This window comes from Salmonella sp. SAL04214, from assembly GCF_046550615.1.
GTDB lineage: Bacteria > Pseudomonadota > Gammaproteobacteria > Enterobacterales > Enterobacteriaceae > Salmonella > Salmonella enterica.
In genome coordinates this window covers 109,753-130,321 of sequence record NZ_JBGDXT010000012.1, presented here as the reverse complement: position 1 = coordinate 130,321, position 20,569 = coordinate 109,753, and the positions used below count along the sequence as shown (strand labels likewise).

Below are 20,569 nucleotides of genomic sequence, written 5' to 3'. Positions count from 1 at the left end.
TTTACTGAATCTCAGATAATAGCTGCGGCTCGCCAATTAAATATCCCTGAAGATAGTCGATCCCCAACGAGAGCACGACGCTTCGTATTTCTTCGCTCTCGACATACTCCGCGACGACCTGCATATTTTTCATTCGCGCTAAATGACAAATAGAAGCCACAATCTGATAATCGAGACTGTTTGACACTATATTGCGAATAAAACTGCCATCAATTTTAAGAATATCGGCGTCAACGTTTTTCAGCCGCGCATAGCTGGCGTAGCCAGTACCGAAATCATCAATCGCTATCTGACAGCCAAACTGCTGTAGCTGTCCCAGCGTCAACTGCGCCTGCTCAGCATTGGTGAGAGAGTTGCTTTCCGTTACCTCAAAAACCAGTTGCCAGGGTTCAACCTGATATTGCGTAAGCAGTTGCTTAACTTCTGCAGGAAAACGGGCGCGGCATACCGATGTTGGCGACAGATTAATGGCAAAACGATGCGCGGGCATATATTCCCGGCTAGCCGCCATAAACCGCAGCGTGTTTTCAATCACCCAGAGATCGATAGCGGAAGACAAACCAAACTCATGCGCCACGGGTAAAAAATTGTCCGGGTTGATAACGTCGCCGTTGTCATCCCTGAGTCGCAGTAAAATTTCATGGTAAACGTCCCCACGAACGCCGAAAATAGGCTGCGCCATCAGGAAAAAATGATCGTGCTCCAACGCCTGTTGCAGCCGATTCATCATCGCAATTCTGCCCTTCAAATCGCGCTGCAGGTGCATTGCGCCGCGCCGCTGTAAATCCTCCGGCGCGTTAGTCGTCAACGAAAGATCGGAACTGGTGCTTAATTCGCCCAGCAGAAGATAAAGGTGGCTAACCGGAGAACGCACGCAGCAGTAGCTCACGCCGACAGGCGGCTGTAGCGGCAGTCCATCCCAGATAAACCGAAACTGCTTAATATGTTTATCCAGCGCTTCAATACGCTGCTGATGCGCCTCTGTATTAAGACGCAGCACCAGGTCGTGCCCTGACATCTGGTAGACGCACTCATTTGAGGCCAGCATCGGCGTAATCCAGTGAGAGAGCTTTTGCTTATACTGGATGCGTAGCATGACGCCATAATTTTTACCCAATAGCTCCAGGCCCGGCACGTGTAAAAAACAGATCGTAGACCAGGGCGCATTTTGGAGCGCGCGGTTTAACGCACGTAAATTGGGAAGATGTACAACCGGGTCAAGATAGGCCAGCCGCCGTGCGCGACCACTCACTACGCGCTGGCGCGTGGCCAGTACAGCCATATAATTAACAATAAAAGAAAAAACCAGATAGCTCGAAGAGGTAATCGCTAATTGCGTATCATAACCTGAATACCAGGGCATATAACGCTGATAATAATGAATCGACGTAATTAGCACGACGGCCCAGATAATTGAAATAAACTTATAGCCATAGCGCATCGCGCCCCATAGCATGACCGGCAATAATAACGAAAGCGTATAGTTGGTACTAAATATTGAACTATTATCAGTCAATGGCATACACAGTATAAACATTAGTGTAGTCAATACGGCCAGCCAAATAACGATCTCTTTTTTAGTGGCCTTGCTATCAATCTGTAGCTTTAATTGCTGATAATACCCCCGCAGGTGCAGCGGATTGCGGAGAGTACGAATAATAAAATAGCACAATGGCACGCCGACAAGGTTACCGACCAGTAACGCCTGGTAATTAATCAGCGTGTTGATATTAAAGGGCATTACCCCCATCAGGCTGGCTTTGCTTTCGTACATGCCAACAAAAGCGGCAAACTGGTAGATGACCAGAAATAATGTTGCTGAACAAAATACCTGCCAGAATATTCGTTGAAACAACAGGTGGGCGTCGCCGTGGGAAACATTGTTTCGCCGGGGGGAAAAGACACGATAGCCGCCCCAGCTTAGCACGATAGTAATGATAAAGTGCATCGTCACGGAAAGGGTTTCATACAGCCCTGTCTGCGGGTATCTGCGCCAGAAGATAGCAAGCACAATGCCCGGCAGTGCTGCCCAGCCGAAAAAGAGCATCAGGCTAAGCATAAAAGCTAACGGCAGGTAAAAAAGAACCACATTTCCAGTGCTGGTAAGCGCATAAGTATTTGCGCTACTTAAAACAGGTAGTAAAATCGAAGGGAGAATGAGCGGTAGTCCCCACCATTTATCTCTGATATTTATATAAGTTTTATTTAATTTCATAGATGCTCAGCAGAACCCCCCAATCCCAAAGGGGCGTTAACAGACAGGCATCCCACCTGACTTTAAATTGATGATGCGATATACATCACACGATAGTCATCGATTGTAATTATTAAACAAAAGTAACATTTGATTTAAGTCAATTATTACCTTTCTCCTGCAGCCTTTATTCGTCTTTTTATTCTTTGTTATCATTAATTTATTATTAATGTAAATACTAAAATTATCTTCCATAACAATATAAGATAAATCAACTGACGCAATTTTACATTAAGAGGAATTGACCATCGGTTCGCAGTATGCCTTAATGTAGAGTGAACGCAGGCTTGTTACGTTCTTCGCCTTGATAATACCCTTGAAGAACCCAGCCTGATCCCGCCCATATCGCTGGGCCAACGTTAAGGAACCCTTTGTGAGTCAGGCCAACAGTATGCGAAAACGACATCGATTTAACACTCGCATGACCCGTATCGTACTGCTTATCAGTTTTCTCTTCTTCTTTGGACGTTTCGTCTACTCTTCTATCGGCGCCTGGCAGCACCATCAGGATAAAAAAGAAGCGCAACAGTCATCGCTTTCTGTCACCACGCCGGGACAACGTTAAGCTGTTATCCGTTGGCGGTATTATCGTCACAGGCTTACTGTGTTATCCAGAACTCTGTTTTCCCTTCCCTGGCTTAGCATGAACCGATAAAAACAAAGCATCGTACTATCTAATGCTTTGTTTTTTAGTCTAAAAAAACAATCAACTACAAGAAACGATAGTTTACTTTTTTTAAGATTAGTCTTAAATACATTCCTTTTTGCGTTATTACCTAAACAAGGAATTGTGATGAATTTTAAAAAAAATGCTTTGCCTCTGGTTTTGTTTGCCTCTTTTTCTCTTGCCGGATGCCAGTCCAATGCGGATGACTATGCCGCAGATGTTTACCAAACCGGGCAGTTAAACGCGAAGCAAGAAACAAAGACCGTCAATATTATCTCTGTTTTGCCAGCGAAAGTTGCCGTAGATAACACCGCCAATAAAAAAACCGCTCAGACCTTCGGCGCAATTCTTGGGGCTGTAGCGGGCGGCGTTACTGGTCATAACGTGGGTTCAGGTAGCGGTTTGGGTACTACTGCCGGCGCGGTTGGCGGCGGAGCCGTTGGCGCAGCGGCGGGTTCATTAGTTAAAGATAAAACGTTAGTTGAAGCTGTATCTTTGACTTACAAAGAAGGAACGAAGGTTTATACCTCCACCCAGGTTGGAAAAACGTGCCAATTTACCACCGGTCTGGCGATGGTGATATCGACCAAAGATAACGAAACGCGAATTCAACCCAATACGAAATGTCCTGAGAAAAGCTAACTATCAGGAGATTTTATGAAGAAAGTTATTTTAGCCACTGTTTTATTCACCCTAAGCGGCTCGGTTTTATCTTCTTCTTTGCAGGATCAGCTTGCGGCGGTAGCCCAGGCTGAACAGCAAGGAAAAAATGAAGAAAACAGACAACGTGATGCTCTGCAAGCCAAACGAGATCAAGAGGCTCAACAGGAAAGACAAAGGCAAGCCAATGCGGCCGCGGTTGCTAAGCAGCGAGCAAAAGCGGCAGAAGCTGAACGGAAAGCACGGCAAGCAAAATTGGCAGCGGAAGCCGCGCAAGATAAAGCGCGCGATCAAAGCTACGAAGATGAGCTTCGTCGTTTAGAAATTCAGAAACAAAAACTGGCGCTGGCCAGGGAAGAGGCCCGGGTAAAAAGAGAAAATGAATTCATCGATCAAGAGCTGAAAAGTAAAGCTGCCCAGACAGATGTTATTCAATCTCATGCTGATGCAAACAGAAATCTATCTGAAGGCGGTCGCGATCTGCTGCAAAGCGAAGGTAAAGCCCGTGAGGAAAAGGCAAGCGGCTGGTTTAACTGATTTCGCTAATTATTTATGACCAGTAAAAACCTCTGCGTGAGCGGAGGTTTCTGTCTGGTCGCACAGTATTTTCGCTGTTCAGGACGGGTCACCCTACATAAAAAAGCCCGCGCAATAAAAAGAAGCTTTAGCGTTAACGCAAAAAGACAATCCCACTCAATGGGTTCAGGCCATGATCAGACGCTTAAAGAGCAACCGCGGGATATCCTGCCTGGGTGACAAGATCATATGCGCGGTTACTAAGATTCCCTCGACCGAATACAAAATCCGATAGCCTTCAGCGTGGTTAAACCCCCGGTAGCTGGCACAAGTTCAGGGCAAATCTGGCATCCCAGCGGGCACTGGCGTACGGTACTCTCAAACTGTGTAAGTATCTCTGCGATAGCCGGATGCGGCTCAACCTCAACGCACTTCAGGAAACCCGCTATTGTGTCGATGCAGTGCTTTACCGTAAACGTATACTCAAAGGTCACCTGCGGTTCCGCCCTATCCGCCAGAGTCAATGCGAAATCAGGAAGATAACCATCGTGGAAGGAGAATAAGGTGACCAGTCCCATACGTCAGAATTTGTTTTGTAAAGAGCCCATTAAGCTCTGAAATTTTTTAGGCGTAGTCGGCCTGGTGCCAGGAACGGAAGTTTCAATCGTATTTTCAAATGGCCAAACTCTGTAAATCACAACAGATTTCAAACAGGTGGATAATTTTTCTTCAATCATAAACTCACCTTCCTATTGTCGTTAGCATCTGTTATAAAAAACTTAACATCTAATAGAATAACGAATTATTAAAAAGGTCATCGATGAAAAAAACATGCTCTTCATTAAACCTTGGCATCACTCATTCTCTATTGTTCTATATGGCAGTACTCGTCATCATGCCTCAGAGAGCGCCTCTATATCCCATTGTTATTTGGTTGGGTATGATTATTCTCAGTGGGCTAATTGTACACAATTATTGGAATAAAAAGTCATCCAATCAACTGGTCGTTCGCTTACGAAAGAATTATAAAAAAACGCAAGGTGCAGCACTATTGTCGGCATTGCTATTTTTATTAACATGTATTTCCTTTAAAGTCATTAATTATATCAATACCATCATTCCAAGCGCATTAGTTTTTATGACGGCATTGTGTATCATATACACTATATCATCTCACATACAATCGTTCGATAACAAAGAAAAAAACATAGCTATAAAAGTAAAGCTAGGGATTAAATACTCATGGCTAATCGTATCATTAATTTCATATTATCTTGCGCGCTCGCTAATCTCCAATATATTTGATATTCCTTTTGATACCACACTCAATAAACTCATGACGGCAGTCTCAGCATTGCTTTTTATTTTCATATTCTATTATACCATTTACTTTATTTGCATTTCTTATTTAATACTCATGGCCCCAAAAATAAAAAAAAGAAAAGCAACACCATCTGATGACATTAGCTATTCAATGTCAGTTTTCGCTCCACTATTTTTTATTGGTTACATTTCATATATTGCATTTAGTATACAGACGTTTTCCATCATCAAATTCGGTTTCGGATTTGCCATGGAGTATGACACGCGCGATACTTTCTTTTGCAATAATAAGTATATGTGGCTCAGCGAATATTCTAAAGCTCGCTTTATGTTTATCGCTGAAGGAAATTATCGCGCATTAATACCTCACCGTGATGACTTTACAATATCACGCTTGACCTGTACAAATAGTGAACCATTCTATTTACTAGTTACTGTACAAGATAAAAAAGATTTTATGTTAGAAGCTTTGGAAAAACAGGCAGAGATGCTTACTAGTGACCTAAAGACGGCAATATCACTGAATGTTCGATGACGATCTGAATCGCCAAATTCTCGGTAGCCAACTTTCGCACCTCACTCATAATGGACAACCATACTCAAATCTCCCACATTACAGGACAGTTGAGTATGAACACGTCACCGTGAAACAAAGACCGTATCATCGGCCAAAAAAGACCACTTCAGATATCTCATATCTGGGGTATCCGAATCCGGCTTGAACTGGAAGGTAAAACGAGCGATTTGGCTCAGTGATCTTACCCAGCAATAGTGGACACGTGACTTAGTGAGTAAACTCTCAACCAGAGGTAGCTCACATGACAAAACCAGTATCAACCATCAAAAAGATCCGCCAGCAGTTCCGTCTGAGTTGCGACAGCGCCGTGCACCAGGCTCTTCACCGGGCAAAACAGCGCTACGGGGCACTGCGTCTGACCGGTGAACTGCATGCTCAGGGTTACTGCTTCAACGTGAAGACCGTGGCAGCCAGCCTGCGTCGTCAGGCGCTGCGGGCGAAAGCTTCGCGGAAGTTTATCCCGGTCAGTTACCGCGAGCATGGCCTGCCGGTGTCGGAGAACCTACAGAAGCAGGATTTTTACGCCAGCGGTCCAAACCAGAAATGGTCGGGTGATACCACCTGTTTACGTACTGATGAAGGCTGGCTGTATCTGACTGTCGTCATTGACCTGTGGTCGCGTGCCGTTACAGTGCCAGTGGCGGTCTCAGCCCGGAACAGTTTGAAAACCAGAACCTCGCTTAGGTCTGTGTCCACATTACGTGGGTAAGATCACTATAATTGTTGGTCATGGTTAGAAGGGGTGAGTAAATGGACACTACTGAACCATTGAATGGTACCTACTTCTACGGCGGGTTATCCAACCTGACACCACAACAACTATGGTGGGCTATCACCATCGCCGTTGTGAGCGAGCATCTGGGGATCTCAGTGGTTGATGCTGCACTGGTTATCTCAGGGCAACCAATTCTACCTACGAGGGGGAAACCTCGTGGGACAACTCCAGTAACATCAATTGCTTCTAAGTACATCAGTAATTGGTTGAACTATAAACTGCCACCTGGGATCAGATTACCAACGTTGACAGGCAAAACCATCAACTCATTACAGCTAAGCTCAACGAATAATTTAGGTCGTTTCGTTGTTCGTAATGTACCCTGGCTCGGTTGGGTTATGACATTCACTACGATTTATGATATCCAGCGTGATATTAAAGATACATTTAATCGTGTGGCGGTTCCTAAAGATCGCATTCAGTGGACGTACTTCTAATGAGAGATATTGAGAAAGAAATTATCGATTTTATCGATCAGGAATATAACACTAAAAAGTACTTTCTCTGTGGGCCAAAGCGAACCATCACGCTTGATATCAGTATTAAGGATGATCTAAAACTCGTTTTTGAAGATAGTGAAGAACTTCTACAAGAGTACTTCAAGCGTTGGAATGTAGATTCAGAAGGATTTGACATACTCAACTATCTGAATCCAGAGTACTTTGGAAGTAAAGAGCCTGATCCGCGTAAACTACTAACGGTTGGTATGCTCGTTGAAAGTGCTAAAGCTGGACGTTGGTTATATAGTTGAAGAATAAGTTACTATATTTTAAATGCCCCTTATTTGGGTTGTATCGCCACGGATAACCAGGGCACTTCTGAGTCGTTGGTAGATCTTTTTCTTTATCCGTTCACGCTTCAGTAGCTGGAAAAAGCTTTCTGCAACCGCATTGTCATGACAGTTATCGCGACGGCTCATACTGCCCTCCAGTCCGTGCGATTTCAGCCATTCATAGCGGGTGTACTGACTACCCTGATCAGAATGAACCTGCACCTGTTTTTGGGGATGACGTCGCCACACGGCCATCAGAAGCGCATTCAGGACAATATCTTTTGTCATTCGTGGTTGCATTGACCAACCGATAACTTTGCGCGAGAACAAATCAACGACCACGGCAAGATACAGCCAACCTTAGTGAGTTCGTAATTACGTCAAATTTGCCGTCAGAAGCTGTGCACTACACAGAAAACTCATCTATGCACATAAATAAAAACCCTCTGCAAAAACAGAGGGTTAAATTCACTTTTACCTGTTCATGAAAACACAGGAAGGGTTATCGGCTTATTCCCATTCAATGATTTAGGAACCATCCAACATCTTGTTATCACGGAATTTTATGACAACCATTTCCAGACGATACTGTAATAAATACCGTCAAAATGATGAAATTTGTGATATTAATCATGTTGCTATGATGGTTTACAGACACGCTCTTTAGATTTGTATTATTGCCGTACAACACGCATTTAGGGTTATCAGGCCATGATCAGACGCTTAAACAGCAGTTGCTGCACGTCCTGCCGATGTGCCAGGATCGCATGCGCGGTCACTAACGTTCCGTCTACTGAATACAAAACCCGGTAGCCTTCAGCGTGGTTAAACTCCCGGTATTTGGCGCAGCCAATTTTAAGCAATTCGGGGCAAATCTGGCAGCCCAAGGGGAACTGGCCTACGGTACTCTCAAACTGTGTGAGAATATCTGCGATAACCGGACGTGGCTCAACATCAACACGCTTCAGAAAGCCCGCTATTGTGTCGATGCAGTGCTTTACCGTAAGCGTGTACTCAAAAGTTACCTGCTGTTCCATGGAAATCCCTTAATGTTGAGCGCGCTGCATTTAATCCTCAAGGCTATCCAGCAACTGGTCTTTCGAGAACACGCGCCCTTCCGCTTTATCTTTCTCTGACAGGGTCAGCAATTTCAGCAAAGCAATGGCGTTTTCCCGTTCCTGCTGCTGGTCATAGGACTCTATAACATAAGCAGGCACACCATTTTGTGTGACCAGGATGGGTTCTGACAGATCAAGCGTTGCTGCGTTCTTTTTAACGTAGCTGATTGTCTCTACTTTCATGTTGGTCCGCCTAATGGTCATGTCTCGATTTTAATATAGACTATATTTAGACCACCAACAAGGCCTCATGCCCCCTGTTGACCTTCCCCCTGTAAACAGTGCCAGTCTAAACTGAAGTCTCTGGTCTTTCTTCCATCTCACAGAGAGGCGCATTGTCATGAAAAAGACCCGTTATACCGAAGAACAGATTGCATTTGCCCTGAAACAGGCTGAAACCGGCACCCGCGTCGGGGAAGTCTGCAGAAAGATGGGAATTTCTGAGGCCACATTTTACATCTATGGACTACCTCCGTTTTGCAAGTACTGAATCTGGTTTTGGGTTGTTGCTTACATCTATCCGGCATCAGGAAAATCTGTGCCCAAATGGGTAATCCGCACACAATCGCCTCAACAACTGGACGGCCTCTGAGGCCAGTATAAAAATCAGGTTCCGATTGTGCAGGTGCAACCTGTCATCATTTCTCAGTACGCTGCAACTTTTGCTGGCAGGGGATTAATTTCACACTACCTGATACCCGGTATCATTTCTCAGCATCGACCAGATTATTCTCGCGTTTTTGTTAGCGACCGCCACGGTCGTTTTATTAAATCCGCGCCGTTCCTTTAACCGGTTAACCCACTGATTCATATGACCATCATTGTTATTCGTGGCAACCCTGACGACAGCGCGGGCACCATGAATAAAAAGTGTCCGCAGATGCTTGTCGCCTTTTTTCGTCATATTCATCAGCACCTGCCTGTCGCCACTCGAATGCTGGCGTGGAACCAGACCTGGCCATGCAGCAAAGTGGCGACCATTCTTAAATTCAGTTCCTTTGCCAATAGCAACAACGGCCGTGGCCGTTTCAGGACCAATGCCTTTAACTTTGGCGATACGCTGACAGGCTTCTGATTGCCTGAATACTGTTTCAATTTCCTTATCAAAAAAATGGATCCGACGCCCGGGATCGTTAAAGAGATCATAGAGTTCGGCAATTGTTCTGCGCATACGGGAACTTAGACCGTTTTCTGCATCTTCAAGGATAAGAGGAATAGCACGGCGAGCTCTGGAGACAGCACTGCCAATGGGGATCCCCCGGTCAAGTAACAGCCCCCTTATTTGACAGACTGTAGCAGTGCGGTGATTGACAATACGCTGCCTTGCCCGGTGTAAAGCCTGGATATCCTGCTGTTCGGGGCTTTTTGGCGGCACGAACTGCATTGTCGGTTGCATCAGAGCCACTGCGATGGCCTGTGCATCATTACCATCATTTTTTTGCCCGCGGACAAAGGGTTTTACATACTGAGGACTGATGACCTTTACTTTGTGCCCCAGTTTCTCAAACTCACGCTGCCAGTAAAATGCCCCGGTGGACGCTTCGATCCCAATCAGACATGCAGGAATATTTGCCAGCGTCTGGAGCAATTCTTTTCGGCCAGTGCGTTTCGTATAAACCGGTTTGCCGGCCTGGTTTAACCCGCAGAGCTGAAAAAAATTTTTAGCCAGATCAATACCCAGAAATACGATATTCATGGTGATTCTCCTGGTGAGCACATTTCGTACAGTTAACCGCAGCGGGAGGAGGTAGTCCATCCCATTAACTGGAAGAAAAAATTTGCTGGGCCGGGCGTGACCGAACTGCGGCGTCTGCGGCAACTGGAGGATGAGAATCAGCGGCTGAAGAAGCTGGTCGCTGAGCTGAGTCTGGACAAGGAGATGCTGCAGGAGGTACTGAAGCAAAAGTTCTGAGGCCGGCTCAGAAGCGCCAGGCGGTGACATTTTTGCGGGAGGCTTACCGTATCAGCGTCCGGCGGGGATGCGGGTTGCTGATGCAGAGCAGAACCGTTTACCACTGGCAGAGCCAGCGTGACGATCGGGCGATAACCCTGCGTATCCGGGAAATAGCGGAAACTCGGATACGCTACGGTTGCCCGCGTATTCATATTCAGTTGCGCCGGGAGGGATGGCCTGTTAACCACAAGAAAACCCACCGGATTTATTGTCCGGAAGGCCTGAACCTGCGCAGAAAACGCCCCCGCAGACATGTCAGTGCAGCACTCCGTCAGCAGCGCCCGGTCCTGACGCATGTCGATCAGTGCTGGAGTATGGATTTTGTGTCAGATAATCTGTTTAACGGGCGGCGTTTTCGGGCGCTGACTGTAGTGGATAATTTTAGTCGGGAATGCCTGGCGAGCCATGCCGGAAAATCGTTAAAAGGCGAGGATGTGGTCAGAATAATGGAGGCACTGCGGGTGCCGGATAAGCGGCTGCCGGTACGTATCCAGACGGATAACAGCAGCGAGTTTATCTCAAAAAGTCTGGATAAATGGGCGTATGAACACGGCGTCACAATGGATTTCTCGCGCCCCGGAAAATCGACAGATAACCCGTTTATTGAATCATTTAACGGCAGTCTGCGGGATGAATGCCTGAACATTCACTGGTTCCTGTCACTGGAAGATGCGCAGGAAAAACCCGACAACTGGCGCAGGGAATACAATCATGAGAGAACGCATTCATCATTAAATGACATGACCCCGGCTGAATTTATCCGAAGTCTCCGGAAAGACGAAGATCTCTGATTTATCACTGTACTGAATTTGGGCCAAGGTCAGGTTCTGTCACGAGGAAAAAATGTGGCTATCGAACTGGCCTTGATATCCTGAGCGGGATTCTTAAAGTCATGCCCCCGGTTTTTCGCGTATGTATAAACGCTACTGATAATCTCACGCGCCTGTACCGCCGTGGCATTACCGCCACGATCCACGATGCGATCGCATAGGGTTCGAACCATTGACGGCGTAATCTCCGCCATTTGCTTGTTACCCAGAAAAGGAATGATGTCCCGGTCAATAACGGCCTGCTTCATCGATCTCGTGCTGTCCGCAAGGGAGGCACGCTTCATATAGCTGACGGTAAAATTTGCGAAAGTTTCCGCATTTCTGATCTGATTTTTACCGTCACGTTTCTTCACAGCAGGCGACACGCCTGACTTGATCAGCTTTTTGGCGGCAATGAGTTGTTCACGCGCTTCAGCCAGTGAAATACCGTCAACGCCATACTGTCCAATGGTCAGGGTTTCACGACGGCCATTAATCCGATAATCGTAACGAAATGAGTGAGTTCCGGTGGGCGATACGGCTACATAGAGCCCATCACGATCGGTAACTTTGTAGATTTTTTCCTGCGGTTTAAGTCTTTTAAGCTGGATATCGGTAAGCATACGCCCTCCGGAAACACCGTCAGAATTGACTAATTACTGTATGTATTGACTAATGAGGACTGTCTACTTTTTCGACGATTACGTCAAATTTGCCGCCAGAAGCTGTGCACTACACAGAAAACTCATCTATGCACATAAACAAAAACCCTCTGCAAAAACAGAGGGTTAAATTCACTTTCACCTGTTCATGAAAACACAGGAAGGGTTATCGGCTTATTCCCACTCAATGGTAGCCGGTGGTTTACCGCTGATGTCATACACCACACGGGAAATCCCGTTGACTTCATTGATGATGCGGTTGGAAACACGACCGAGGAAGTCATACGGCAGGTGCGCCCAGTGTGCGGTCATAAAGTCGATGGTTTCGACGGCACGCAGAGAGACCACCCAGTCATACTTACGACCATCGCCCATCACGCCAACGGAACGGACCGGCAGGAAGACGGTGAACGCCTGGCTGACTTTGTCGTACAAATCCGCTTTGCGCAGCTCTTCAATGAAGATAGCGTCCGCGCGACGCAGCAGGTCGCAGTACTCTTTCTTCACTTCACCCAGTACGCGCACGCCGAGGCCCGGCCCCGGGAACGGATGACGGTACAGCATGTCGTATGGCAGGCCCAGCTCCAGACCAATCTTACGCACTTCGTCTTTGAACAGCTCTTTCAGCGGTTCAACCAGCCCCATCTTCATCTCTTTCGGCAGGCCGCCGACATTGTGGTGAGATTTGATGACGTGCGCTTTACCGGTTGCAGACGCCGCAGATTCGATAACGTCAGGGTAGATGGTGCCCTGCGCCAGCCATTTCACGTCTTCCAGTTTGAGCGCTTCTTCGTCGAACACTTCAACGAAAACGCGACCGATGATCTTACGCTTGGCTTCCGGATCGTTTTCGCCAGCCAACGCGGACAGGAAGCGCTCTTCCGCCGGAACGTGAACGATATTCAGGCCAAAATGGTCGCCAAACATGTCCATCACCTGCTCGGCTTCGTTCAGGCGCAGCAGGCCGTTATCGACGAAAACACAGGTCAGATTTTTACCGATCGCACGGTGCAGCAGCATCGCGGTGACGGAAGAATCCACGCCGCCGGAGAGACCGAGGATCACTTTATCGTCGCCTACCTGCTCGCGAATGCGCGCCACGGCGTCGTCGATGATCTTCGCCGGCGTCCACAGCGCTTCACACTGGCAGATATCGCGTACAAAACGCTCCAGCATACGCATACCTTGGCGGGTGTGGGTCACTTCCGGGTGGAACTGTACGCCGTAGAAGCGTTTTTCTTCGTTAGCCATGATGGCGAACGGGCAGCTTTCGGTGCTGGCGACGGTCACGAAGTCGGACGGAATCGCCGTCACTTTATCGCCGTGGCTCATCCACACGTCCAGCAGCGGTTTGCCATCTGCGGTCAGGGAATCTTCAATACCGCGAACCAGCGCGCTGTCGGTCAATACTTCGACCTGCGCGTAACCAAATTCACGCTCATTAGAACCTTCTACATGACCACCAAGCTGCATCGCCATGGTCTGCATCCCGTAGCAGACGCCAAATACCGGCACGCCTGCTTCAAAGACATACTGCGGCGCGCGCGGGCTGTTTTCTTCGGTGGTGCTTTCCGGGCCGCCGGAAAGAATAATGCCGCTTGGGTTGAAGTCACGAATTTGTGCTTCTGTCACATCCCACGCCCACAGTTCGCAGTAAACACCCAGCTCACGCACGCGGCGCGCAACCAGTTGAGTGTACTGAGAACCGAAGTCCAGAATGAGGATGCGATGCTTATGAATGTTTTCCGTCATTGACGCTTATTCCGAGGCAAGTGAAACAGATTAAATAAATCGCCCGACGCGAAGGTCGGGCGAAGAAAATCAGGAGCCCAGACGGTAGTTCGGGGACTCTTTGGTGATGGTCACGTCGTGAACGTGGCTTTCCTGGATACCCGCACCGCTGATACGCACAAACTCCGCTTTAGTACGCAGTTCGTCGATGGTAGCACAACCGGTCAGCCCCATACAGGAGCGCAGGCCGCCCATCTGCTGGTGAATGATCTCTTTCAGGCGACCTTTATAGGCTACGCGGCCTTCGATACCTTCCGGCACCAGTTTGTCAGCAGCGTTGTCGCTCTGGAAGTAACGGTCGGAGGAACCTTTGGACATCGCGCCCAGCGAGCCCATGCCGCGGTAAGATTTGTACGAACGGCCCTGGTAGAGTTCGATTTCGCCCGGGGATTCTTCGGTACCGGCCAGCATAGAGCCCACCATTACCGCGCTCGCGCCTGCGGCGATGGCTTTGGCGATATCGCCGGAGAAACGAATACCGCCGTCAGCGATAACCGGAATTCCGGTGCCTTCCAGCGCTTCAACTGCGTCAGAAACAGCGGTGATCTGCGGAACGCCCACACCAGTCACGATACGAGTGGTACAGATGGAACCCGGGCCGATACCCACTTTCACCGCGCTGCAACCGGCTTCCGCCAGTGCGCGAGCGCCTGCGCCAGTGGCGACGTTGCCGCCGATGATTTGCAGGTCAGGATATTTAGCGCGCGTCTCACGGATACGTTGCAACACGCCTTCTGAATGACCGTGAGAGGAGTCGATCAGCAGAACGTCAACGCCTGCCGCCACCAGCGCGTCAACGCGCTCTTCGTTGCCCGCGCCTGCGCCGACCGCCGCGCCGACACGTAAACGGCCCTGCTCATCTTTACAGGAGTTTGGTTTACGTTCCGCTTTCTGGAAATCTTTTACGGTAATCATGCCAAGCAGATGGAAGTTATCATCAACGACCAGCGCTTTTTCTACGCGTTTTTCGTGCATTTTTGCCAGCACGACTTCACGGGCTTCGCCTTCACGAACGGTCACCAGACGCTCTTTCGGCGTCATGTAGACACTCACCGGCTGGTTCAGGTCAGTCACAAAACGCACGTCACGACCGGTGATGATACCCACCAGCTCGTTATCTTCAGTCACCACCGGATAGCCCGCAAAACCGTTACGCTCGGTCAGGGCTTTCACTTCATGCAACGTGGTGGTTGGCAGGACGGTCTGCGGGTCAGTCACTACGCCGGACTCGTGTTTCTTCACGCGGCGAACTTCTTCCGCCTGGCGCTCGATGGACATGTTTTTGTGGATAAAACCAATGCCGCCTTCCTGGGCCAGGGCAATTGCCAGGCGCGCTTCCGTCACGGTGTCCATCGCCGCAGAAAGCATAGGAATATTCAGACGAATGGTTTTCGTCAACTGCGTGCTGAGATCGGCAGTATTCGGCAAAACGGTGGAGTGAGCGGGAACAAGGAGGACGTCGTCAAACGTCAGGGCTTCTTTAGCGATACGTAGCATGGGCAATATCTCACCTGGGAGGTTAATAAATATTGCCGCGGCATTATACAGAACGTAATCGGTTGCATCTACATTTTTTTGCAAATAGTGCTTGCGATCCCCCGTGAGCAGGTTACTATCGATTGAATAACCTGCTGATTTAGAATTTGATCCCGCTCACATGTTATCCTCTCAAACTTCCTCAATTTTTACCGTAAGCCGCCTTAACCAGACGGTTCGTCTGCTGTTAGAACAGGAGATGGGACAGGTATGGATCAGCGGCGAGATTTCTAATTTCACGCAGCCTGCGTCGGGTCACTGGTACTTTACGCTCAAAGACGATACCGCTCAGGTGCGCTGTGCGATGTTCCGTAACAGCAATCGCCGGGTGACGTTCCGCCCGCAGCACGGGCAGCAGGTGCTGGTACGCGCCAACATTACGCTGTACGAGCCGCGCGGCGATTATCAAATCATCGCCGAAAGTATGCAGCCGGCGGGCGAAGGCTTGTTGCAGCAGAAATATGAGCAGCTAAAAGCCAAACTCCAGGCCGAAGGCTTGTTCGATCAGCAGCATAAACAGCCGTTGCCCTCCCCGGCCCACTGTGTGGGGGTGATCACCTCGAAAACCGGTGCGGCGCTGCACGACATTCTCCACGTGCTAAAGCGTCGTGACCCATCCCTGCCCGTAATTATCTATCCAACCGCAGTCCAGGGCGACGACGCGCCGGGGCAGATCGTTCGTGCTATCGAACTGGCGAACGCGCGCGGCGAATGTGATGTACTGATCGTCGGACGCGGCGGCGGTTCGCTGGAAGATTTGTGGAGTTTTAACGACGAACGCGTGGCGCGGGCGATTTTTGCCAGCCGCATTCCGATAGTCAGCGCCGTCGGCCACGAAACGGACGTCACGATAGCTGATTTTGTCGCCGACCTGCGCGCGCCGACGCCATCAGTAGCGGCAGAAATTGTCAGCCGCAACCAGCAGGAGTTGTTGCGTCAGATCCAGTCCGCCCAGCAACGTCTGGGCATGGCGATGGACTACTACCTCGCCAACCGCAGCCGTCGTTTCACGCAGATTTTTCACCGTCTGCAACAGCAACATCCGCAACTGCGTCTGGCCCGTCAGCAAACCGCGCTGGAACGTCTACGCCAACGGATGGGATTTGCGCTTGAGGCCAGGATTAAGCAGGCCACTCAGCGCCAGCAACGCGTAAGTCAACGCCTGAGCCAGCAAAATCCGCAGCCGCGCATTCACCGCGCGCAGTCGCGCATCCAACAGCTGGAATATCGTCTGACGGAGAATATCCGCTCACGGTTAAGCGAACAGCGCGAGCGTTTCGGCAACGCGGTCACGCATCTGGAGGCGGTCAGCCCGTTAGCCACGCTGGCGCGCGGCTATACGGTTTCGACGACAACGGACGGCAAGGTGCTGAAAAAGATCAAACAGGTCAAAGCAGGCGATATCATGACTACGCGACTGGAGGACGGCTGGCTTGAAAGTGAAGTCAAATCCGTCACGTCGGGCACGTAATCCAATATTCCCCCACCCTCGGCAGCGCAATGTCAGGTTTCGGTTTCTCCTCAGCCAACCTACGCGCCACGTCGGATAAGGTGTAGCCGCAATCCGACGATCAACCGGTTTGTCATTCGCCTCAAAACCGGGCAGGGAATACCCGCCCGGTTTTGTCTAACTTACCAGTTATAGCGCAGATTCAGGCTACCGTTCAGATCGCCAAAATCATTGCTGCCAGTCTGCCCGGCAACCTGAGCGCGAACGCTCCACTGCTTATCGATATCTGCCTGCAGACCCACTTTCAGCTCCGCACGGTTAGCCGGAAGATCCTGTTTTACCGTGGCATCATCAAACGATACCGACACATCATCGCTGGTGTGCAGCCAGTTAGCTTCAGCAAACGGCTGGATAACCGTACGGCTGCCTTTGTACAGCTTGCCGTCAACACGCAGACCCAGGCGCGTTGTCCAACTGTCGCCATCCTGACCATCGATCCGGGTGCCGTAGTTATCCTTCACGCTATCCGCTGAGTAATTCTGCCAGACAACCTGCGCCTGCGGCGTCAGACTGACAGTATTGCTGTTGCTAAGCGCAATATCGTAGCGATAACCGGTTTCCAGCGAGACGGCGTTAGCGGTTGAATCGTAAGATTCAGAACCCGCATCACCGCTCTCTACGCTGTTGTTGTAGAAACCATATTGGTACCAGCTGTCGACATACGCGCCGCTATGCGTTTGGGCATCGGCAAACCAGGTGGCATAGACGCCAAGGTTATAGCCGTCTACGTTGCCGCTACTGGTGAACTGGCTACCGTCTGCGCCACGGTTACCGGTGCTGTCGGTATCGGCGTTGATGTAGCTCGCCATGACGCCAACGGTAAAGCTCTGCTGGCCGTTACCCCAGGCCAGAATGTCGCCGCCTAGCTGGAACTGGGAGTAGTTGCTGTCCATATCGATATTGCCGCTGACAGCCTCGGATTCCGCTTTACCCGCTTTGAAGCGCGCCCATACGCTGCCATCGGCATTACGATACTGGCTGCCCTCGCGGTCATAGAGGGTCTGCATTTGCAGGTTGCGCGCCATCCACTGGTTGCCCATGTACGCGCCGATATCCGCACGGTACTGCGGTGCGACATCGCCGCCATCGTCCGGAGGCGTGACATTACCGCCATCGCCGCCATCGTCCGGAGGCGTGACATTACCGCCATCGTCACCGCCATCCGAAGGCGTGACATCACTGTCATCACCACCGCTGTCGTCATCATCAGACTGTGCTTTTGACGCCAGATACCAGTCGTTGTCACTTTCATTCCAGTACAGACGGTAGGTATAGAGACCGGCGTTAACCTCATTTTTTAGCTCAAACGCATCGCTGGTCGATACGCCGCCAACATCCACCACTTCGATACCGTTAGTGGTCTGTGCTCCATCGCCGATGCCGTTGATGTATAGATCGGTGGTGCCGGAGGCATCGCCGGTAATGACTAACTTATCGGTCGCCGAATCATCGTCGCCCAGGACGGTATTCAGGTAAAGCGAGCCGCCGTTGCCGGTATAATCGCCGTCAACATAAAGCGTATTGCCCGGCGTGCTGGCGCTGCTGCCGCTGGTCATTGTCCCCATGTTGACCAGATCGCCATTGAGGGTGAAGATAGCGCCTGTTTCCTCGCTGTCGCCAAAGACCAGCGTCCCTTCGTTGGTCACCTTACCGTTAACGGTAGTACCGTTGCTGCCGCCGAAGGTCGCCCCGGAGGCGACGTTCACCGCCTGCTGGCTGCCCATTTCGCCAATCGAGCCGTCTCCGGACAGCCACAGCGTGCCTTCCTGTACGTTGGTATCGCCGCTATAGGTGTTCGCGCCGCTCAGCGTCAGTTTACCCGCGCCCAGTTTGGTCAGCGATTTACCGTCCCAGTCGCTGTTGCCGGTTTTATCGCCCAGTACGCTGGTGACTTCAAAACTGTCGCCTGCGCCCAGGGTAAACGTGCCGTGTGCTGGCGTCGCTGATGTGGCGGTCGCATTCCAGCTCAGCCCTTCGGTAAGCAGATATTCTGACGCATCTTCAGGATTGATTGTCCCGGTTACGGTCAGATAGTCCGGCTGGTCAGTGAGGTTCATCGTCAGGCTGGTAAAGTCGCCGCTGATATCGCTGTCCATATCCATCAGTTTAAAGGACTGGAACTCCGCGTCGGAGGCGCGCGCTTGCAGGCTGGCGTCGCTGACGACCAAATCGCCGCCAAGCGTGGCGCTGCCGCCGGTGATCAGCGGTTGCACTGAGTCACTATTCAGCTCAACGTTCAGCGTACTGCCATCTTGCTGAATTAACGCGCTGTCGCCGAGATCCAACGAGGTGCCGAGCGCCAGTTGGGTCGTCGCGCCGCTATGAGTGGTGATGCCGCCCACCGCGCTGACTTCACCGTCTGCGTCCAGCACCAGCGTGGCGTTATTGTCTACCAGACCGGTGCCCAGCGCCGTCGTACTGGCGGCGACCAGCGTACCTTCATTGATGGTGGTGCCGCCGCTGTAGTCGTTGTCGCCGGAGAGGATCAGCGTGCCTGCGCCTTCTTTGGTCAGCGATTTACCGTCCCATCTGCTACCCGGATCCAGCGTGTCATCAACGTCTGTCAGTGTAGCCGCGACGTTAAAGCTGCCGTCAGGGTCGCTCAGGGTAAAGGTGCCGTGGGCGTCGGTAGTGGCGTTGTCTCTGTCCGCATACCAGGAGAGGGAGGCCGTCAGGTCATAGTTGGTGTTGTCCGTTTCATCGACTTTTCCGTCGATAGTCAGGAAGTCAACATCTTCTCTATTCATTCCCGCGACGGTCAGATCGTCGAAATCACTCGTAATGGCGCTGTCGCTGTCAATCAGCGTGTAGGTGTATGCCTCAGGCGTCCAACTGTCTGTAACGCTGCCGATGCCGGTAACATTCAGCGTGCCGCCCAGCGTGACGCTGTCGGCGGTAATCATGGCCTCGTCGGTGGCCGCGCCGAGGTCAATACTTAGCGTACTGCCGTCTTCCTGGGTGAGCTGGCCCGCGTCAAGGGTGCTGCCCGCCGCCAGCGCGGTAGTGGCGCCGCTATGGGTGGTGACGTTCGCAAGCTCAAATGCGCCGTTGGCATCCAGCATCAGCGTACCGCTGTTGTCGACATCACCGCCGCTCAGCGCGTTAACGTTGGCGGCAATCAGCACACCGTCGTCAATGGTGGTGCCGCCGGAGTAAGTGTTGTCGCCGCTTAACGTCAGCTCGCCCGTGCCGATTTTCACCAGCGAACCGGTGCCGGAAAGCGTATTTTTCAGCTCGCCCTCGCCGACCTGAAGCACGCCGTTGTTGGCAACAGCTCCGGTCCCCAGTGAATCCGCATTGTCAGCAATCAGCACACCGTCGTCAATGGTGGTGCCGCCGGAGTAATCGTTATCGCCGTTTAACGTCAGCTCGCCCGTGCCGATTTTCACCAGCGAACCGGTGCCGGAAAGCGTATTTTTCAGCTCGCCCTCGCCGACCTGAAGCACGCCGTTGTTGGCAATAGTCCCGGTCCCCAGTGAATCCGCATTGTCAGCAATCAGCACACCGTCGTCAATGGTGGTGCCGCCGGAGTAAGTGTTGTCGCCGCTTAACGTCAGCTCGCCCGTGCCGATTTTCACCAGCGAACCGGTGCCGGAAAGCGTATTTTTCAGCTCGCCCTCGCCGACCTGAAGCACGCCGTTGTTG

The 20,569-nt window shown here is 50.6% G+C and carries 15 protein-coding genes and 8 pseudogenes; 11 read left to right on the top strand and 12 right to left on the bottom strand.

From position 1 onward, the window contains the following. Position 1 precedes the first annotated feature (1 nt). A complete protein-coding gene (locus ACLJQD_RS19075; RefSeq protein WP_000773643.1) occupies positions 2-2,215 on the bottom strand; it encodes a sensor domain-containing phosphodiesterase in 2,214 nt (737 codons plus the stop codon). A gap of 96 nt (positions 2,216-2,311) precedes the next feature. Beyond that, on the bottom strand, positions 2,312-2,449 hold the full coding sequence (locus ACLJQD_RS19070; protein WP_001581698.1) for a hypothetical protein: 138 nt from the start codon (positions 2,447-2,449) through the stop codon (positions 2,312-2,314). A 178-nt stretch (positions 2,450-2,627) separates the two neighbouring features. Here ACLJQD_RS19070 and ACLJQD_RS19065 point away from each other — a divergent pair, with 178 nt between their 5' ends. The 3 genes from ACLJQD_RS19065 (at position 2,628) to ACLJQD_RS19055 (ending at position 4,118) form a co-directional block, all read left to right on the top strand. After that, positions 2,628-2,819, top strand: coding sequence for a YfgG family protein (locus ACLJQD_RS19065; protein WP_000075924.1), 192 nt, complete (start codon positions 2,628-2,630; stop codon positions 2,817-2,819). Positions 2,820-3,047: 228 nt separating this feature from the next. Beyond that, the gene (locus ACLJQD_RS19060; protein WP_001009636.1) at positions 3,048-3,563 is read left to right on the top strand and encodes a glycine zipper 2TM domain-containing protein; all 516 of its coding nucleotides are present in this window, start codon (positions 3,048-3,050) and stop codon (positions 3,561-3,563) included. 15 nt (positions 3,564-3,578) lie between these two features. Beyond that, on the top strand, positions 3,579-4,118 hold the full coding sequence (locus ACLJQD_RS19055; RefSeq protein ID WP_000755794.1) for a DUF5384 family protein: 540 nt from the start codon (positions 3,579-3,581) through the stop codon (positions 4,116-4,118). Between the two features lie 165 nt (positions 4,119-4,283). Here ACLJQD_RS19055 and ACLJQD_RS19050 read toward each other — a convergent pair. After that, a pseudogene (locus ACLJQD_RS19050) lies at positions 4,284-4,427 on the bottom strand (hypothetical protein); the annotation flags it as partial. A gap of 251 nt (positions 4,428-4,678) precedes the next feature. Then, on the bottom strand, positions 4,679-4,834 hold the full coding sequence (locus ACLJQD_RS19045) for a hypothetical protein (RefSeq protein ID WP_000568804.1): 156 nt from the start codon (positions 4,832-4,834) through the stop codon (positions 4,679-4,681). A gap of 83 nt (positions 4,835-4,917) precedes the next feature. Between ACLJQD_RS19045 and ACLJQD_RS19040 the strand changes: the two genes are divergently transcribed. The 5 genes and pseudogenes from ACLJQD_RS19040 (at position 4,918) to ACLJQD_RS19020 (ending at position 7,523) form a co-directional block, all read left to right on the top strand. Continuing rightward, the gene (locus ACLJQD_RS19040; protein WP_017441380.1) at positions 4,918-5,955 is read left to right on the top strand and encodes a hypothetical protein; all 1,038 of its coding nucleotides are present in this window, start codon (positions 4,918-4,920) and stop codon (positions 5,953-5,955) included. A gap of 125 nt (positions 5,956-6,080) precedes the next feature. Next, positions 6,081-6,173 (top strand): annotated as a pseudogene (locus ACLJQD_RS19035) (integrase); the annotation flags it as partial. A 98-nt stretch (positions 6,174-6,271) separates the two neighbouring features. Then, positions 6,272-6,625 (top strand): annotated as a pseudogene (locus ACLJQD_RS19030) (IS3 family transposase); the annotation flags it as partial. Positions 6,626-6,747: 122 nt separating this feature from the next. After that, complete coding sequence (locus ACLJQD_RS19025; RefSeq protein WP_000381627.1) at positions 6,748-7,209, top strand: STM2901 family protein; 462 nt, start codon at positions 6,748-6,750, stop codon at positions 7,207-7,209. Next, a complete protein-coding gene (locus ACLJQD_RS19020; RefSeq protein WP_077907231.1) occupies positions 7,194-7,523 on the top strand; it encodes a DUF1493 family protein in 330 nt (109 codons plus the stop codon). Before ACLJQD_RS19025 ends, ACLJQD_RS19020 begins: the two co-directional genes overlap by 16 nt. Before the next feature lie 78 nt (positions 7,524-7,601). On the opposite strand, the pseudogene ACLJQD_RS19015 reads toward ACLJQD_RS19020, so the two are convergent. The 3 genes and pseudogenes from ACLJQD_RS19015 to ACLJQD_RS19005 form a co-directional block, all read right to left on the bottom strand. Beyond that, positions 7,602-7,904, bottom strand: a pseudogene (locus ACLJQD_RS19015) (DDE-type integrase/transposase/recombinase); the annotation flags it as partial. Positions 7,905-8,248: 344 nt separating this feature from the next. After that, positions 8,249-8,416, bottom strand: a pseudogene (locus tag ACLJQD_RS19010) (type II toxin-antitoxin system RelE/ParE family toxin); the annotation flags it as partial. 195 nt (positions 8,417-8,611) lie between these two features. Continuing rightward, a complete protein-coding gene (locus ACLJQD_RS19005; protein WP_017441377.1) occupies positions 8,612-8,845 on the bottom strand; it encodes a type II toxin-antitoxin system Phd/YefM family antitoxin in 234 nt (77 codons plus the stop codon). A gap of 157 nt (positions 8,846-9,002) precedes the next feature. Here ACLJQD_RS19005 and ACLJQD_RS19000 point away from each other — a divergent pair. After that, positions 9,003-9,119, top strand: a pseudogene (locus ACLJQD_RS19000) (transposase); the annotation flags it as partial. Positions 9,120-9,344: 225 nt separating this feature from the next. Here ACLJQD_RS19000 and ACLJQD_RS18995 read toward each other — a convergent pair. Next, the gene (locus ACLJQD_RS18995; RefSeq protein WP_017441376.1) at positions 9,345-10,358 is read right to left on the bottom strand and encodes an IS110 family transposase; all 1,014 of its coding nucleotides are present in this window, start codon (positions 10,356-10,358) and stop codon (positions 9,345-9,347) included. Between the two features lie 66 nt (positions 10,359-10,424). On the opposite strand from ACLJQD_RS18995, the pseudogene ACLJQD_RS18990 reads away from it, so the two are divergent. After that, positions 10,425-11,407: pseudogene (locus tag ACLJQD_RS18990) on the top strand (IS3 family transposase); the annotation flags it as partial. A gap of 32 nt (positions 11,408-11,439) precedes the next feature. Here the strand turns inward: ACLJQD_RS18990 and ACLJQD_RS18985 are convergent. From ACLJQD_RS18985 to guaB, 3 genes and pseudogenes are all read right to left on the bottom strand, one after another. Next, positions 11,440-12,048: pseudogene (locus ACLJQD_RS18985) on the bottom strand (tyrosine-type recombinase/integrase); the annotation flags it as partial. Positions 12,049-12,261: 213 nt separating this feature from the next. After that, a complete protein-coding gene (gene guaA, locus ACLJQD_RS18980) occupies positions 12,262-13,839 on the bottom strand; it encodes a glutamine-hydrolyzing GMP synthase (RefSeq protein ID WP_000138296.1) in 1,578 nt (525 codons plus the stop codon). 69 nt (positions 13,840-13,908) lie between these two features. Beyond that, positions 13,909-15,375 (bottom strand): IMP dehydrogenase, encoded by a 1,467-nt coding sequence (guaB, locus tag ACLJQD_RS18975; protein WP_000944174.1) that lies wholly within the window; start codon positions 15,373-15,375, stop codon positions 13,909-13,911. A 160-nt stretch (positions 15,376-15,535) separates the two neighbouring features. On the opposite strand from guaB, the gene xseA reads away from it, so the two are divergent. Continuing rightward, positions 15,536-16,885 carry an exodeoxyribonuclease VII large subunit gene (gene xseA, locus ACLJQD_RS18970; protein WP_017441373.1) on the top strand — a complete coding sequence of 450 codons (1,350 nt, stop codon included), beginning with the start codon at positions 15,536-15,538 and terminating at the stop codon, positions 16,883-16,885. Positions 16,886-17,046: 161 nt separating this feature from the next. Here the strand turns inward: xseA and shdA are convergent. Next, on the bottom strand, positions 17,047-20,569 hold a 3,523-nt coding region (gene shdA, locus ACLJQD_RS18965), incomplete at its 5' end, for a fibronectin-binding autotransporter adhesin ShdA (protein WP_369554726.1).

Coding starts and splice junctions, on each gene's coding strand:
- ACLJQD_RS19075 (WP_000773643.1), bottom strand. CDS start 2,215: ATGAAATTAAATAAAACTTATATAAATATCAGAGATAAATGGTGGGGA.
- ACLJQD_RS19070 (WP_001581698.1), bottom strand. CDS start 2,449: ATGGAAGATAATTTTAGTATTTACATTAATAATAAATTAATGATAACA.
- ACLJQD_RS19060 (WP_001009636.1), top strand. CDS start 3,048: ATGAATTTTAAAAAAAATGCTTTGCCTCTGGTTTTGTTTGCCTCTTTT.
- ACLJQD_RS19055 (WP_000755794.1), top strand. CDS start 3,579: ATGAAGAAAGTTATTTTAGCCACTGTTTTATTCACCCTAAGCGGCTCG.
- ACLJQD_RS19045 (WP_000568804.1), bottom strand. CDS start 4,834: ATGATTGAAGAAAAATTATCCACCTGTTTGAAATCTGTTGTGATTTAC.
- ACLJQD_RS19040 (WP_017441380.1), top strand. CDS start 4,918: ATGAAAAAAACATGCTCTTCATTAAACCTTGGCATCACTCATTCTCTA.
- ACLJQD_RS19025 (WP_000381627.1), top strand. CDS start 6,748: ATGGACACTACTGAACCATTGAATGGTACCTACTTCTACGGCGGGTTA.
- ACLJQD_RS19005 (WP_017441377.1), bottom strand. CDS start 8,845: ATGAAAGTAGAGACAATCAGCTACGTTAAAAAGAACGCAGCAACGCTT.
- ACLJQD_RS18995 (WP_017441376.1), bottom strand. CDS start 10,358: ATGAATATCGTATTTCTGGGTATTGATCTGGCTAAAAATTTTTTTCAG.
- guaA (WP_000138296.1), bottom strand. CDS start 13,839: ATGACGGAAAACATTCATAAGCATCGCATCCTCATTCTGGACTTCGGT.
- guaB (WP_000944174.1), bottom strand. CDS start 15,375: ATGCTACGTATCGCTAAAGAAGCCCTGACGTTTGACGACGTCCTCCTT.
- xseA (WP_017441373.1), top strand. CDS start 15,536: ATGTTATCCTCTCAAACTTCCTCAATTTTTACCGTAAGCCGCCTTAAC.